Genomic DNA, 16,951 nt, shown 5'->3' on the forward strand with positions numbered 1-16,951 from the left:
GCTTATGCCTATATCTATCATCTATTTCCTAAAAAAGCATAAAAACAAACCCCTATTTCCACACGCAATTTGGGATGCAACATCTATTCTAGGTAAGTATCCTGACTTATACATCAAACCTAATGCATGGCCTTCCCAAATAATATCCTGTCATATTCAGTGGCATCTTATACATCAGTAGTAAACACAGTAGCGGTGGCTGTGCTGGTCTTTCACCAGCTTCCTTAAACCTAAAATCAATAATTCTATTATAGGCTACTTTGTCTATAAAAGCAATCCATAAAAGACATGTCATCATAAAAGCTTTGTAAAATAAGATATATCCCAAGATGCCTTGACAAAGAATCTTTAATTCGTTATACTGATGTTGTAATTAGATGTTTATCTAATTATTTAATAACCATTTTAAAATGTTGCGATATTATAAGTAAAATAACCTGCTTATGGCATCACAACACAACATGAGGGAGTGATAATTATGAAAAAATTACTATGTATTTTATTGACTGTATTGATTACCATCACAGGGTGTCAGAGCAATAACAACGGCGATTCAGAAGACACCACACCACCTGCTAATGAACAAGATAACAATACAGAAGAAGAAGCTAATACGCCTGAGGACGCTACGAACACTAACGACAAAACCACTAAAAATGAAGGCTCACTTGAAGACATCTCCAAAAGCTTTCTAGATACATTTATACAAGGCGACTATAAAAAATTGTTATCCGACTTTGCTCTGGATGCTGTTTTAGCTGGTCAATTAACAGAAGAAACCTTGGAAACAATATCACAACAAATCTTAGGTGCGGCAGGTCAATTTGAGGAGATTCAGTCAACCTATGAAACCGAAGAACAAGGTTATCATATTGTTAATATGGTGACGAAATTTGAAAATACTACATTACTAACCAAAGTTGTCTTTAACGAAGACAAAACCATCGCAGGTTTTAACTTTGTACCCTACAATGAGAAAAAACTACCGGATAATGTAATTGAAGAATCCGTAACCTTTGGCAGTGATGACTATCCTTTAACTGGAGCCTTAACTTATCCTAAGGATGCTACGGACTATCCTGTTCTTATTCTGGTTCATGGGTCCGGTCCTAACGATATGGATGAAAATATCGGTCCTAATAGCCCTTTTAAAGACATTGCCTATGCACTAGGTGAACAAGGTATTGGTGTTCTTCGCTATAACAAAAGGACTTTCGAGCATAGCCAAAAAATGATGGAAGTGGCAGAAACATTAACGGTATATGGAGAAACCATTGATGACGCAGCTTATGCCTATGACTATTTGGAAAAAGAAAAAAACATAGAATCATCTATTTATATTCTAGGTCATAGCCTTGGAGGCTACTTGATGCCTCGAATTGCTGAGAAAGTGCCTGATGCAACTGGTTATATCATGTTAGCTGGTTCTGCCAGCCCTTTAGAAGACCTTTTAGAATATCAGATTCCTTATTTAGCTAATCTAGACGGTAAGGTTACAGATGAAGAACAAGCCAGTATAGATTACTATGCTTCCGTTGTAGAAAAAGTAAGAAATTTAGATGAAACAAGTCATTATACCATTCAAGAACTTGGGGGTATATCAAAAGCCTATTGGCTTGACCTAAAAGACTATGATCCTGTAGACCTTGCCAAATCCATAAAGCAACCACTGTTGATTCTTCAAGGCAGCAGAGATTATCAAGTAACCGTGGATGAATTTAACCTTTACAAAGAAGGCTTATCGGATATGGACAATGTAACCTTTAAACTCTACGAAGGTCTTAATCACCTTTTCTTCAAGGGTGAAGGTACGCCTGGACCTGATGAATATGCCATTCCATCCACTGTAGACAGTGCTGTTATTGATGATATTGCAGTCTTTATAAAAAATAAGTAAAAACTAAGTCAAGATAAAGACCCATCTATTATGTTATAATAAGAACCTTTGCCCCCTGCTGATTATCCAAAAAGCTGTTCAAAAATGAACGTATACAAGGGCATTGGTTAACATGATATATGGGTCTATTAACGTTAACAGGTAATATAAACGAATAAAACGGATCAATTAATTTTAAACGCTACGCCTTGCATCTCTCCACTCCAATAGTGGCGAACAATGTGTATTCAGGTACAAGAATAGTTGTATAACCATCTAAAAAGTCGCTGGTAAGTTCTGTACCCGTTAAACTATCCACGGCTTTAACAATACGTCCTTTAATCCTAAGCTTGCAACCTGTAGTGGTAGATGGCCTCATCATTTGTCTAAATGCCGCTTTCTGTGCAGGTTGTTGATGGGAAACTATCGTGTAAGTATCTTTACAACCACGCATTAGAAACACCTGAGCATTAGAAGGTCCAATCAAAGAATATTCCGGCTCTACAAGCAGTGCTTTAATAAGGCTTTGAATTGCATGATAACTACCAACATGCCCATTTTCCCATGCATTACTTGATAAGGGTTGAGCTGCAAACATAACTGTTCCTTTACCATAGCTATTTACAGAAAATGCAACATCCTCAGATAATTCTCCTGGCACGGATGCACCGATCTGAAAACTGCTGCCAACCTTAGTCATGTGACATAATACTTTAGCACCATTTGGTCCAGATTTAACAGCTTTGCCACTAACACTTTCAGGCAATTTAAACATCCCTTCACCCCATAAATCTGACATCAAAGTGCCCCTAACATCAAAAAAACTAACATCTTTTTCATATCTTCCAAACCACTTTGTCCCAGTCAGCGATTCAAAGTCACTTCTATCAAGAACCACGTTATCGTCTACATAACACTCTGGATCTAACACAGCTGGAATAGACCCAACGATAAGTAATTTACCTCCAACAGCAACAAATGCTTTAATGGCTTTTATAGCATCAACACTTAGGAATTGTGCTTCTGATATTGCAAGGACATTGTAATATTTGAGGTGCTCTTTTAGGTCACTTTCGAAGAGGCTATGGGCTGGAAATCCTGCTTCCACTATTGCCGAATACATACCCTTGTGTTTACTTTCTTGTACATTCCAATGATCTCCATAATTCCTTGTATCTTCTACACTAAGCAGCACTGCAATTTCTGCTGTTGAGCGACCTTCTCTAGTCTCTTTATAGAGTCGTTCCAAGCTATCGAATACCATTTTATAGAATCGACTTTTCTCTGAATCAATCTTCATTGCGTAGGGTGCTATCACATCGCCAATCATCCAAATACCCCCAGAAGCAATGGTTATTGCTTGATCTCGTATTACGGATGACACGGGTCTCGTGTTAAAATCTTGCCACCAATACATGCGTTCACTGTACACATCCATTGGTAAAGAACGCCAAGACCAAGCTGACGATGCATAAGCTGTATTAAATGAGCCATTACGTCCAGGGACATCACAACTAAAAAAATCGATTGCATGTGGTACCACATCCCCCCACATGACTGACCCAATCCAGTCACCACCGATACAACATTTTGGATTAACTTCAATCACTTCATTTTTAATGGTTTGAAGGATATGATTGATCTTTTTATGTACATAATGATAATAAGAACGCCAATTAGGGTCATCTTTTTCAACAGGAATTGGATGGCCATAGTCTTTACGACATCTTTCACAATAACAAGTCTTATTGAGCAGCTGATAATACCCATCCATCCAAATTCCACTAATGCCATATTTCTCAACAATTTGCCTTATCATCGGAATGAACGCCTTCTGCCAATAATCACTATTCATACATACCATAGCAATTTCTGAATCCATTTCATGATGAATAAATTCTCCTTCTATGTCTTGTGCAATCCATTCAGGATGCAATGTCTCCATCTCAATGGTCTGACTAGATGTAGAGAAATATGCTATGGTCTCAATGTCTTTATCCAAAAGTGCGGTACGTATATCCCCAAACAGATCTTTTCTAATCAATCCTGGATGCATTGGTAAAAAATTATTGTCAAAGTATGTATAACCATAAGCGCATTTAGCAAACACCACCACTGCATCAGCACCACTATTTTTCACCTGATCTCCATAAGCCTTTGCATCAAATCCTTTTCCTATGTCCTTTATCCTCTTAGGTGAGTGCATGTCAAAATGTATTTTTCTCGGATGTGCGTTGTACCAATTCATTCTTTCCCTCCTTTAAAAAGGCTACCCAAAGGTAGTCTCTTTTGTTATTCTGGTGCAACCTGTCTTGTTATCATATTCTATCAGAGTACCTGTTAAAATTCTCGTCCATTAATGACTTCTTTTATCCTCTTACAAAACATCCTAAGGAATAATTTCAAGAATTTTCACTTTTAATCCATAATCTATATTATCATATAACCCCTTTCATTTTCAATTATTTATATAAAATATATTTTTCAGTATCGTCTACTAAGAAAAAGTCATCTTACTTACTTGAATGCCTTCAATAGTCTCCAAAGACTTCTCTAATACTTGACAATTATCCTCTGTATCTTCATCTAACTCAAGTAGAATAATGCCTTCTTTAGAATTATATCCCTTTTCTTGTTGATGCAATCCCAAACGTGTTTTGATTATACTGCCTTGTTCCGTTAGAATATCCTGCATACGGTCGACTTCCTCTAATCTGTTACTCACTTTTATACCCAAAATTGTTTTCATAGCAAACCTTCCTTTTTCGTATTTTAAACACAAAGTCCATTGTTTATCTATAGGTTATCCAAAATCCCTTAACCCATGCACATAAAGAAGATTTAACATAAAAATTTTAACCTATGGATTATACCCATGCTGAATGCACACAAAAAGCACCAAGCATATGCTTGGTGCGAAAATTTGTAATTAACCACTAATAGTAATATTTATTCTCATAAATATCGTCACAGTTATCAGCAGTTAATGCTTAAGGAAGACTATATCTATCACTAAAAATTTAACTATGGAACGTCTAGATTGCTCATTATTCTAGCACATATCTAGGGTACCGATTTGCTTATGAACAATTTAACGTGTCCTTAAAATAGTTAAAGACTGTATTCATTGCAGATCGTTCCTTAGTTAATGATTAAAACCAACCTCTGAGTCTCATAGGCATTGCAAGACTCTTAATCGCTACTAAATAAGCAGCCTTTCTCATGTCCACATGTCGCTCTTCCATGGCTTTTGTTACTTTCATGAAAGCATCAACCATTTTTACTTCTTGTTTCTCTTGTACTTCATCAAAACGCCAATAATAATTGTGTAGATTTTGAACCCATTCAAAATAGGAAACAATAACACCGCCAGCATTAGCAAGAATATCAGGAATAATCAATACATCATTCTTTAGCAAATATTCTTCTGCTTCTGGTGTCGTAGGACCGTTAGCTCCTTCGGATATAATCTTAGCTTTCATCTTTCTAACATTTTGGCTCGTTATAGCATTTTCAAGAGCACAAGGAGCAAAACCATCACATTCTACACCAAATATTTCTTCTCTATCTAATTCTTCACACTGACCACTATAGCCAGATAAAGTCTTGTTTGTTTCTACATATTCCATTAGATCGTTCACATCTAAACCATCTTTATTATATAAGCAACATGATACATCAGATACAGCTACAACTTTTGCTCCAAAAGATTGGGCATACATAGCAGCAAAACTACCCACATTACCAAATCCTTGAACGGCTACCCGCATATCTTTAATATCCATGCCTCTGTACTTTGCTGCTTCTCTAAGCATAAGTACAACACCATAACCTGTTGCTTCTTTTCTAGCAAGACATCCACCAAACTCGACAGGTTTTCCTGTAAATGAAGCAGGTAACGTCTGCCCAATACCTCTTAGACTAGAATATTCATCAACCATCCATGCCATTGTCTGTCCATTTGTGTTCACATCAGGAGCAGGAATGTCTCTTCTTTCGCCAATAATAGGAGCAATAGCTCGAACATAGCCTCTTGACAATCTTTCTAACTCACGCTTGGAAAGCTTGGATGGATCTACGATTACGCCACCTTTTGCGCCACCGTATGGTAAACCCACAACCCCACATTTGAAGGTCATCCAAGTTGCTAACGCTTTTACTTCATCTTTGGTTACACCAGGATGAAACCTTATGCCTCCTTTTGTAGGACCAGATGCGTCATTATGCTGCACACGATATCCTGTAAAAAGTTTCGTTGTGCCATCATCCATCTTCACTGGTATGGTCACTTCTAATACTTTTTCAGGTTCGCTAAGCAACTCGTAGACTGCATCTTCTTCCCCCAATGCATCGCATGCTTCTTTGAGCTGCAATTGTGCAATCTTAAAAGGATTAAGCGTTTTTTCTGACATATGCATATGCCTCCTAACCATAATTATTTAAATACCATTCTCCATAAACCATTTGCGAATTTTCACCATTTCATTATTTATCCTTAGTGGCGAATAAATAATTGTATACTTATAGTGTGTTAAAGTACCTTCCATTATAACGATGAATCTTCTCAAAACCATTAATTACCATAAAGGCGTATATTGAGAAACGCTCTCTATGGTACCCTATCTTATGTACATGATGTGCGTATGTGTCAGCGTGATGTCTAAATCTGATTGAATGTTACTCTCTCTAGTTGTATCTTAACACTATATTTATTTTTTGTGTACATTTTCCCCCTAATTGTTTTTTTAAATAACTTAACAAGAAATCAACTTTTACAAATAAGTCTCTAAAGTTATTTTTCTTAATTATAGAAAGTTGTCCATTTAGATTTTTCATCCTTCAAAAATCCTCTCAAAGTCCCATAAATCCTTATATTTACAGTGTTTCTAATAGCTACTACTAACAGCTGTTTCCCTTATGATTGGCAAGAAATATTATGTGCACATATTATTTACAATCTTATGGCATTTAAGTATTTTTACCTGATGATTTATTGTTTCATTTCTGTTATAATGAATTTATAAACTAAAGTTTATATTGTAAAAGGAAGGGTCAACCTTTTGCAAACTTATTCAAACAAGGAGATGACCTTTGTAAAATAACCCCTTAACTTCTTTTAATAAGTTTATCCAAGTTTGCTAATGCATATTTTGGCTATTCAATGCGGGTAACCTATAATGATGATCTCCTTGGAGAAGGTATTATTTTACTTATAGGAGGGATGGCATGGATTCAACCGACTACGATATCATTAAGTATTTGCAAGATGATGGAAGAATGCCCATGAAAATACTAGCAGAGAAAGTGTCTTTAACACCACCTGCTGTAGCTGAAAGGGTTAGAAAGCTAGAAAAAAATGGCCTTATAATTGGGTATAGAGCCATAGTAGATCCTAAGAAATTAGGAAAAACGGTTAAAGCAATCATTAATATTTCTATAAAAACATCTAAACGCAAAGAGTTCTTACAATTAGTACAGGATAACAAAAACATTGTAGAATGTCATCATGTAACTGGAAAATATTCCATGACAATAAAGGCATTATGTAATGATACATCTGACCTTGAGTTCCTTATTGGTAAGATTCAGAACTATGGTAGTACGGAAACGCTTATTATTTTATCCAGTCCTATTGAATTTAAATCGTTAAACTATGAACGTGAAGCTACATAAGACAATTCACATGTTAGGTATTGACACCTAGCAACAGTAGAACGTGTCAACCAAAAGAGCTATCTCATGAAGCATTTTCCTATAGAAAATGATGCTTCTGATGGGATAGCTCTTTTATTATCCTTATAACTGTCTTAACAAGTTAGCCATTTCAATAGCTGCCATAGCAGCATCAAAGCCTTTATTACCAGCTTTTGTTCCTGCTCTTTCAATGGCCTGTTCAAGGCTGTCTGTTGTCAATACACCAAATATAACAGGTACTTCTGTTTCAAGGGATACATGGGCAATGCCTTTGGATACTTCACCAGCTACATAATCAAAATGTGCTGTGGCTCCTCGAATAACTGCTCCCAGACATACAATGGCATCATATTTTTTTGATTTTGCCATCTTTTTAGCTATAAGTGGTATCTCAAAAGCTCCTGGCGACCATGCTGTCATCACATCTTCTTCCAAAACACCATGGCGAATTAAGGCATCCATGGCACCTTCCAATAGCTTTGTTGAAATAAAACCATTAAATCGCCCTACAATGATACCAACCTTCATACCTGTTCCAACTAATTTTCCTTCATGTGTTATCATACCTCTGCCTCTTTTCTTATATTTTTATTTCATGTACTGCTTGATAACCGTCTATTAGTGCTATCTCATCACAAGCGTCTGGCAAACTGCTTTTATGGACATCACGCCTACAAATGTAATAAATGCCCCATTCTTTCCTTCTTAACCTTTAAATAATACACATTATCTTTGTGATGGGGTAACTCTAGGGGTATTCTCTCTGTCACCTTAATGCCATACTTTTCTAATCCATGAATTTTATCCGGATTATTGGTCATCAACCTCACTTGACCAATACCCAAGTCTTTTAAAATCTGAGCACTTATACCATACTCCCTTAGGTCTTCTTGAAAACCTAAAGCCAGATTGGCATCTACCGTATCAAGCCCTTCATCTTGAAGGGCATACGCTCTTAACTTGTTGATTAAGCCAATCCCCCTTCCTTCTTGACGCATATAAACAATGACACCTTTTCCTTCATGGTCTATACGTTTCATGGCTTCTTCTAATTGATCACCACAGTCACATCGGGCCGATCCCAACACATCCCCAGTTAGGCACTCTGAATGAATACGAACTAAAACAGCTTCATCCTTTGCTACATCACCTTTAATCAATGCAATGTGTTCTTCACCCGTGACTTGATGTTCATAACCCATTATGTTGAACACACCATATTTAGTCGGTAATGACGCTTGAGCTACCCGCTGGGTTAGTTGCTCATGCTGTTGTCGATAAGCTATCAGCTCTTTTATAGATATAATGTTCAAATCATGCTGTTGACCATATGCTAATAAATCATTGAGTCTAGCCATGGTGCCATCTTCTTTCATAATTTCACAGATGACACCTGCTGGATATAAGCCTGCTAATCGGGATAAATCAACGGCAGCTTCTGTATGACCATCCCTTACCAGCACACCACCCTTTTTAGCAATGAGTGGAAAAATGTGACCTGGACGTGTAAAGGATTCCTTTGTATTGTCCTCATTAAGAAGTTGACGAATTGTTTCACATCGTTCTTCTGCTGAAACCCCTGTATGTGCCTTATGAAAATCAACAGAGACTGTAAAAGCTGTCTCTTTTGGGTCTGTATTTCGTTGTACCATCCTAGGTATACCCAATGCTTCTAACCTTTCTTCTTCCATGGGCATACAGACGATACCCCTCCCATGGGTTACCATGAAATTAATGGCTTCAGGTGTCACTTTTTCGGCTGCCATCACCAGATCACCTTCATTTTCTCGATGTTCATCATCCACTACAATGACCATTCGTCCTGCTTTAATATCCGCTATTGCTTCTTCAATTCCATGTAATGCCATGTGCCTCACCTCTCTATGCTTTATATAAAACCATTTAACCGAAGATAATCTTCGTCTAAGGATTTCACTTGCTTTTCATACGTTGTCTCATATAATTTCTCCACATATTTCCCCATCATATCACACTCAATGTTGACCTTATCACCCATTTTTTTCTGTAGTAATAATGTAACTTGCCCAGTCATGGGGATAATACCTACTTGAAAGGATGCAGCCTTCACTGTTGTAATGGTTAAACTCACCCCATCCATAGCAATAGAACCTTTATGCACCATATATTTTTGCAGATGGCTAGGCACAGCTACTGTCATTCTGACAGCGTTGTCTTCTTTTATAAAACCTCGTATGATGCCTATACCATCAATATGACCCGACACCATGTGACCTCCTAGACGCCCCCCAACTTGTAACGCCCGCTCTAAATGTACTTGATCATGTACCTTAAGCTTATGGAGGGTGGTCATATGCATGGTTTCTGGCATAGCATCTACGCTAAATGTGTCTTTTGTGAAACCTGTTACCGTTAAGCAGATACCATTCACCGCTATACTGTCACCAAGTTTCACATCCTCTAGAACGGTGTCTGCGTGGATGGTTATACTTGAAGATTGTTTTCCTTTTACCATGGCACCAATGGTACCAATCTCTTCCACTAAACCAGTAAACATATCATGCCTCCTCTACTTTTCCTTTGATTAAAATATCTGTCCCTAAGGTCTCAATCTCAATGTCCACAAGACCTATAGCATCCCGCATCCAAGCTACCCCTTCTCCTCCTACTGGTGATTTGGCATGTTTCCCACCAATGATTTTGGGTGCTATAAACATCATCACTTCATCCACAACACCGGCTTCAAGGGCACTACTGCTGACAGAACTGCCACCTTCAATCAACACACTATCTATGCCACGATCACCAAGATAATCCATGATGCATGCCATATCCAATCGTCCATCTCTTTCATTGCTCATATAGACCTCAACACCCATTTCCTGTAGCTTTTTTATCTTGAGTGGAGATGCATGGTTCCCCGTACAGATAATCGTTTTCCCTTCTTCTCTTAGTAACGCAGCATCTAAAGGTATCCGACATGTGGTATCCAGAATAATTCTTATGGGATTTTTCCCTTTTCTTTTTCGTAAACGTGTGGTTAATCGAGGGTTATCGGCTAAAACTGTACCGATCCCCACCATGATACCCGACATTTGATGTCTGAGTTCATGGACATGCTGCCTTGCTAATTCACCTGTAACCCACTGAGAATCACCTATTTTCGTGGCAATCTTACCATCAAGGGTCATGGCTGATTTTAAAATGCAATAGGGCTGCTTGGTTGTGACGTACTTCATAAACATGCGATTGAGAGACTTCACTTCTGATTCAAGCATTCCGTATGTAACGTCAATACCTTGGTTCTGAAGTTTTTGCACGCCTTTACCTGCTACAAGGGGATTAGGGTCAATCATGCCAATAACAACTTCATTAATGCCATGACCAATAATGGCATCCACGCAAGGGGGCGTTTTTCCAATATGTGAACAAGGTTCTAAAGTGACGTACATGGTGGCACCTTCTGGGTTTACTTTGCAATTGTTCAATGCATGAACCTCTGCATGTGCTGTCCCATAGGTCTTGTGATAACCTTCACCAATGATGTTACCGTCTTTTACAATGACAGCTCCAACCATGGGATTAGGATTGGTATAGCCCATGCCTTTTTTGGCCAACATAATGGCTCGCTTCATGTAATAATGGGCTTGTGACTGTTGTTCTTGTAACTGGTTTTGAATGGTTTTTTCCAATCATTCTACCTCCTTCCTTAACATATAGAACAGATAGAAATCATTGGGATACAGAAAATATCAATAGATGAGAGATAGAGCCGTATAACGGGCTTACACGAACAGACTTAACCCAAATGGATATGTCATCACATAGGGTTGCTGCTATGTTTAGAATAACTAAAAAACCTTGAAGATTAACTATCTCCAAGGTTATATATGCATATAAGAATTAACTTAATGAACACCGCTTAATCAAACAAAGTTTCCAATATGATTCAATTAAGCTTATGTTATGCCTTCTCTCATCCAGACTTTACTGTCGGTCTTGGAATTACACCAAGTCAGCTTGCGCTCGCGGACTATTACCGCCGGTCGGGAATTACACCCTGCCCTGAAGGATTTCTATTATTCAATTGTAGATTAGTATAGCATAAGTGCTTGAATTAATCAAGTACTCTATCATGGATGTTACACGTATAATAATCATGATAGTATGAAAAAAAGTGTAAAACTTTAGTATAAGACCTCTTGTAGCCATTTAACAAGTCGAACATTATCTTCCTGTAAGCGTAAGGCAATACGTATATAACGCTCACCTAACCCCGTAAAATCATCACATACCCTTACATGGGCTCCCTTAGATTCAAGTTTCACATTCAGTTCATAACCAGACATATCCTGTAATTGACATAAGAAAAAATTTGTTCGACTGTGGATGACATCTAGTTTTTGAATGGCGCTTAGTGCTTGATACATCCGCGGATGTTCGGTTACCATCCATTGGCGAACTTGTTTATGGAAGACGTCGTCATGAATCATTGCTGGTACAACTTGTAGTGCAAGACCATTCATGGTCCACGGTTCTTTATAAGCTTCTAGTTGTTGAATAACACCGTCATGGGATACACCATATCCAATTCTTAGTCCAGGAACAGCATAATACTTCGTCATAGATCGTAGAGAAAAGACTCTTTCGCAAGCCATATGTTTGATAATCGATGGTTGTCCTGTAAATTCAATAAAGGATTCATCCAGAAATAAAAAGCTTCTATAGTGTTCTATGAGGTTAACACAGGCTTCTAGTTCCGTTAGGGGTATATATTGACCCGTTGGGTTATTAGGGTTACATAACACAACCACATCTGGTTGATACCCTTCCAATGCCTTTTCAAATGCTTGTATGTCTATTTGAAATCCGCTGTTTACACTTAATTCAAAGGCTTCAATTTGACTTCCTGCTAATCGAAATGCCCGTTCATACTCATTAAAGGTAGGTTGGATAATGAGTACTTTCTTGGGTTTCACGGCTCGTGCAAACAGATAGATTAACTCACTGGCTCCATTGCCCATTATGAGGCTCCTAGGATCAATACCTTCGTATTCTGCTATGGCTTTTCTTGCTCCTGCTCCCGATATATCTGGATACTTTACCATATCATCTATAGAAGCTATCATCGTTTCCCTTATGGTCTCTGGTAACCCCAGAGGATTAATATTCACACTATAATCCATCACATCTCTTTTCCCATGATAACCACCATGCTTATTCATGTCCTCATTCCTTCCAAGATCCATTACAAGATCCATTCATGTACATTATAATTTTATTAGTAAGATACCAAGTCCTATCATGAGCAATAAGGTGACGAACTCTGACATGTACATGATACCAATGGTTTTCTTCATATGGTCGGGTTCTAATACCCGGTCATGATCACCAATAGTGGGTTTCATGACCACCTCATGAAAATAAGTGTTGGTACCACCTATCTGAATCCTTAATAAACCAGCTACAGCAGATTCTGGATAGCCGCAATTAGGACTCTTATGATTACGTCGGTCCCGCCATAATATCTTCCATCCATGGGCGAAATCATAACCCAGAATACCGCCACCAATGAGCATGCATATACTCCCTACTCGGGCTGGTATGTAATTAAATAAGTCATCGGTTTTAGCTGATGCATAACCGATAGCCTTATAATGTGCTTGCTGATAGCCTACCATGGAATCCAATGTGTTAACGGCTTTATAGATAAATACACTCTGGACAGGTATGCCCCATAACATGCCTAAACCCATGAATAGAAGTGGCCCTAATACACCATCCACCGTGTTCTCAGCCGCCGTTTCCACTGCTCCACGGATAACTTCATCTCGCGTAAGGGATTCTGTATCTCGCCCTACTAAGTAGGAGAGTTGTTTCCTTGCCAGAATCAAATCTTGTTGTTCCAAGGCTTTCCATACTTTTAGTACCTCATCCTTAAGGCATTTAGCTGCTAAAGATGTATAAAGAAGATAGATGGTCATCAGGTCTTTCACATAAGGGTGTATCCCATAACCCAATTGCAACAAAAGGGTGATGACACCTGCTGTTACCCCTACTGTTCCCAATAATAGTAGAAAACCACCTATTTTAAGGGGTATCCTGCTTTTTCGGATACGCTTCTCTAGCCAACTGATTAATTTCCCTATATAGATAATGGGATGAGGGATCCTAACAGGATCACCGAAGATTAAGTCTAATGCCATTGCTATGCCTATCATGCTGATTGCTTTTACCACGTCTACACCTCTTTACTGGCTTCTATTCTGTCAAAAACACCATGAAACACCTTGTATTCTCTACCATACTTTTGATGTATTGTTATCCTATACACCATCCGTATCCATTATTTATAGATAATCTCCTTAATGGCATCCATATCCATATGCTCTCGAACAAGCTTAGCCAGCTTATCGTACTCCATGTCTTTTTCCTTGGCAAAATCCACATCGGTTCTTTTTTCTAAACCTTTTTTCTCTCGTATATCATTCAAGATAAGATTGCGCCATTCATCGTTATCAAATATACCATGGAGATAAGTGCCCATAACGTCCTTGCGCTCACTAATTGCACCATCACAACGGCCATCTTCCAACTGGATAAAAGGCTCACATCCATCCAGTAATTCTGTCTTGCCCATATGTATCTCATAGCCACCCACTAGAAGATGCTGATGATCCGCTCCAAAAGGTGATGTGGTCAGCAGCCTTCCTTTTACTTGGGTGGTTTGCTTGATTTCTTCCATATGAGTTGCCATATGCAGCAAGCCTAATCCATTAATACTGGACATGGCCGTTTCTACACCTTTTTCATCTTCTATGGTATCCCCTAGCATCTGGTAACCGCCACAGATACCGATGATGGGTACTTGTCTTCTATGAGCACGATAAATGCCTTCTTTCATGGCCGAGTTATGGAGATAAGCCATATCTTTAATGGTGCTCTTACTGCCAGGTATGACTAACAAATCAATGCCTTGAAAATCCTTTTCATCTTTTATGTATCTTACTGTCACATCGTCTTCTAATTCAAAAACAGTAAAATCAGTGAAGTTAGACATATAAGGCAAACGTATAACACCAATGATGATTGCCGCCTCTTCCTGACGGTCAAATCGTTCCGTTACACTATCCTCATCATCTATTTTCAGAGGTTCATAAGGAATAACACCCAGACAAGGTAATTGTAATTTCTCATAGAACATATCGATTCCCGGCTGAAGAATGTTCACATCCCCACGGAACTTGTTAATGATGTATCCTTTGATGCGTTTTCTTTCTTCTGGTTCCAAAAGCATAACTGTGCCATAGATGGAAGCAAACACCCCACCCTTATCAATATCACCAATTAGAATGACTGGAGCATCCACCATGTCAGCCATGCCCATGTTGACAACATCGTTTTCCCTTAGGTTAATTTCTGCCGGACTTCCTGCTCCTTCTATGACAATCACGTCATACGTCTCTTCTAACTGGTGATAGGCATTCATGATCTCTTCCTTGAAGGTTTTTTTAAGACTAAAATACTCACTTGCAGTCATATTTTTATGTATCTTACCATTAAGTATAACCTGACTGCCCACATCACTTGTGGGTTTTAACAATATTGGATTCATGGCTACATGTGGTTCAACCCTTGCTGCTTCTGCTTGTACCACTTGTGCTCTTCCCATTTCTTTACCATCTTTTGTAACAAATGAGTTAAGGGCCATGTTCTGTGATTTAAAAGGCGCAACGGATACACCATCATCATTTAGTATACGGCATAATGCTGCCGTTAAGATACTCTTTCCTACTGTGGAACCAGTTCCTTGAAACATGATATTATGACTCATTGTATTCACTCCACTTTCATCTTGCTGGATGGAAGGCATGTTCCTTAGAAGATGCAACACCATCAAGTTTATTATTATTCAGTTATTCATGGAAGGATATATGATGGATTTGTCTTAAGAAAGGATGCTATGATAATGCTTTTGCTTATGTCATATCATCAAAGAAAGTATAAAAACAAACCCATATTTCCACTCGCAATTGGGATGGTTAGCACCCTAGACAAGTATCCTGACTTATACCTCAAACCTGATGCACATCCTTCCCAAATAGCAACCTATTCAGTGGTTTCCTGCGCATGAGTTAGTACATACAGTAGCGGTGGCTGTGCTGGACTTTCACCAGCTTCCTTGCAACTTAGTGTGCTTCTTGGGCTGTCTCATCCAAACGAAATAACGTGTATATCATGTTTTTATGTGACAGCCTCATTATTCAATTTACGTCATACTCTTAACCCATTATATGCTATTCTAGCAACAAAATCAATAAATACTTATATTATTTAAGCATAGCTAATATTTAGCAAACATGAAAGATATAACGCATAACAATGATGGCTTAAGTAATCTACGTACAAGTTAAGAATAAACCCTAAGTATTTGATGAACAATATGGTGTTAATAGACATCATCATCCAATTCGGATACAAACACCAATTCTATACGCCGTTCAGCAAATTCCTCCCGCATCTCCTCGATTGCCTCTGCCATAGCTACGCCGCCTTCAATACCTACATGACCAATGGCTATTGCCTGACCTTTTTTTAAAGCCAAGTCTCCTGCTTTTCTTAACCGCTTAATCATGTGACTCTTGGGTTTTTGCCCATCTAAAAAAACGTTGTTATCATAACATAAGACACCCATTTCATCAGCTTTTTTCTTGGCTACTGTTTTATTGGATGTGCGACTGTCTACAAAATAATAGAGTCTCTTTTCTTTCACCACTTCAAAAATGCTTTCCATAATTTCTTCTTGGCAGCAGGCTTTTGAGCCCATATGAATATTAGCACCAATAGCATAGGGTACATCTGCTACTGCATCTTCTACCACTTTTCTAACTTCATTTTTCTTCATGTTGCATAGGATGGGGCGGGGTCCAAGCCAACTAAGGCTGCCACCCTTTGCTTCCATGGGCAGGTGGATAATCACTTCATATCCTAAGTCTTTCGCCTTGATGGCATCTTCTTTGGTAAATTCCATAAAGGGCATGACAGCAAAGGTTAGATGTTCATCAATGGTCATCATTTCTTCTACGCCTTCACGGGTTTGCCCAAAATCATCTATGATAATGGCTAATTTTCCACTGGTATTTTGAATACTGCATCGTATGGTATTGACATTGTATAGAATCATATACGCGATGAGATGAAGTATAATCATCAGGATGACAATTAATACTTTTCGATTGATTTTAATGAGATATAATTTTTTCATGGACGTCATGCTTTCTAAATTGTCTTGTTTTATTATATTATAGGTAGCGTCCACTTATTATATGATTGTGTATATTGTTTGTTAGGGGTAAAGGATTGTATCATGCTAATGGGTATAGTTATTAGTTTTGAGAGGGA

At 38.2% G+C, this 16,951-nt stretch carries 13 protein-coding genes and 3 riboswitches; of the genes, 2 read left to right on the forward strand and 11 right to left on the reverse strand.

What is annotated here, in order from left to right; translation table 11 throughout:
- Positions 1-74: 74 nt before the first annotated feature.
- A riboswitch (cobalamin riboswitch) is annotated at positions 75-249 on the reverse strand.
- A 229-nt stretch (positions 250-478) separates the two neighbouring features.
- A complete protein-coding gene (locus HZI73_RS23780) occupies positions 479-1,897 on the forward strand; it encodes an alpha/beta fold hydrolase (RefSeq protein WP_212695826.1) in 1,419 nt (472 codons plus the stop codon).
- 181 nt (positions 1,898-2,078) lie between these two features.
- Here the strand turns inward: HZI73_RS23780 and HZI73_RS23785 are convergent, their stop codons facing one another.
- The 3 genes from HZI73_RS23785 to HZI73_RS23795 all read right to left on the reverse strand — a co-directional run bounded on the left by HZI73_RS23785 (position 2,079) and on the right by HZI73_RS23795 (position 6,288).
- Positions 2,079-4,124: an alpha-L-fucosidase gene (locus HZI73_RS23785; RefSeq protein ID WP_212695827.1), complete on the reverse strand. Its 2,046-nt coding sequence runs from the start codon at positions 4,122-4,124 to the stop codon at positions 2,079-2,081.
- Positions 4,125-4,373: 249 nt separating this feature from the next.
- Entirely contained in the window at positions 4,374-4,625 is a 252-nt protein-coding gene (locus tag HZI73_RS23790) for a hypothetical protein (protein ID WP_212695828.1), read from the reverse strand.
- 403 nt (positions 4,626-5,028) lie between these two features.
- Entirely contained in the window at positions 5,029-6,288 is a 1,260-nt protein-coding gene (locus HZI73_RS23795; protein ID WP_212695829.1) for a Glu/Leu/Phe/Val family dehydrogenase, read from the reverse strand.
- Positions 6,289-7,102: 814 nt separating this feature from the next.
- On the opposite strand from HZI73_RS23795, the gene HZI73_RS23800 reads away from it, so the two are divergent.
- Complete coding sequence (locus tag HZI73_RS23800; RefSeq protein ID WP_212695830.1) at positions 7,103-7,549, forward strand: Lrp/AsnC family transcriptional regulator; 447 nt, start codon at positions 7,103-7,105, stop codon at positions 7,547-7,549.
- Between the two features lie 123 nt (positions 7,550-7,672).
- Here the strand turns inward: HZI73_RS23800 and ribH are convergent, their stop codons facing one another.
- From ribH to HZI73_RS23840, 8 genes are all read right to left on the reverse strand, one after another.
- On the reverse strand, positions 7,673-8,134 hold the full coding sequence (ribH, locus tag HZI73_RS23805) for a 6,7-dimethyl-8-ribityllumazine synthase (protein WP_212695831.1): 462 nt from the start codon (positions 8,132-8,134) through the stop codon (positions 7,673-7,675).
- A 107-nt stretch (positions 8,135-8,241) separates the two neighbouring features.
- Complete coding sequence (locus HZI73_RS23810) at positions 8,242-9,438, reverse strand: bifunctional 3,4-dihydroxy-2-butanone-4-phosphate synthase/GTP cyclohydrolase II (protein WP_212695832.1); 1,197 nt, start codon at positions 9,436-9,438, stop codon at positions 8,242-8,244.
- Positions 9,439-9,458: 20 nt separating this feature from the next.
- The gene (gene ribE / locus HZI73_RS23815) at positions 9,459-10,106 is read right to left on the reverse strand and encodes a riboflavin synthase (protein WP_212695833.1); all 648 of its coding nucleotides are present in this window, start codon (positions 10,104-10,106) and stop codon (positions 9,459-9,461) included.
- Position 10,107: 1 nt separating this feature from the next.
- Positions 10,108-11,241 (reverse strand): bifunctional diaminohydroxyphosphoribosylaminopyrimidine deaminase/5-amino-6-(5-phosphoribosylamino)uracil reductase RibD, encoded by a 1,134-nt coding sequence (ribD, locus tag HZI73_RS23820; RefSeq protein WP_281418832.1) that lies wholly within the window; start codon positions 11,239-11,241, stop codon positions 10,108-10,110.
- A 272-nt stretch (positions 11,242-11,513) separates the two neighbouring features.
- A riboswitch (FMN riboswitch) is annotated at positions 11,514-11,626 on the reverse strand.
- 110 nt (positions 11,627-11,736) lie between these two features.
- Positions 11,737-12,810, reverse strand: coding sequence for a threonine-phosphate decarboxylase CobD (gene cobD, locus HZI73_RS23825; protein WP_212695834.1), 1,074 nt, complete (start codon positions 12,808-12,810; stop codon positions 11,737-11,739).
- Between the two features lie 9 nt (positions 12,811-12,819).
- The gene (gene cbiB / locus HZI73_RS23830; protein ID WP_212695835.1) at positions 12,820-13,770 is read right to left on the reverse strand and encodes an adenosylcobinamide-phosphate synthase CbiB; all 951 of its coding nucleotides are present in this window, start codon (positions 13,768-13,770) and stop codon (positions 12,820-12,822) included.
- A gap of 125 nt (positions 13,771-13,895) precedes the next feature.
- Positions 13,896-15,383 carry a cobyric acid synthase gene (locus HZI73_RS23835; protein ID WP_212695836.1) on the reverse strand — a complete coding sequence of 496 codons (1,488 nt, stop codon included), beginning with the start codon at positions 15,381-15,383 and terminating at the stop codon, positions 13,896-13,898.
- A 202-nt stretch (positions 15,384-15,585) separates the two neighbouring features.
- Positions 15,586-15,757, reverse strand: a riboswitch (cobalamin riboswitch).
- 241 nt (positions 15,758-15,998) lie between these two features.
- Positions 15,999-16,814 (reverse strand): divergent polysaccharide deacetylase family protein, encoded by an 816-nt coding sequence (locus HZI73_RS23840; RefSeq protein WP_212695837.1) that lies wholly within the window; start codon positions 16,812-16,814, stop codon positions 15,999-16,001.
- Positions 16,815-16,951: the final 137 nt, after the last annotated feature.

Source organism: Vallitalea pronyensis, assembly GCF_018141445.1.
Lineage (GTDB): Bacteria > Bacillota > Clostridia > Lachnospirales > Vallitaleaceae > Vallitalea > Vallitalea pronyensis.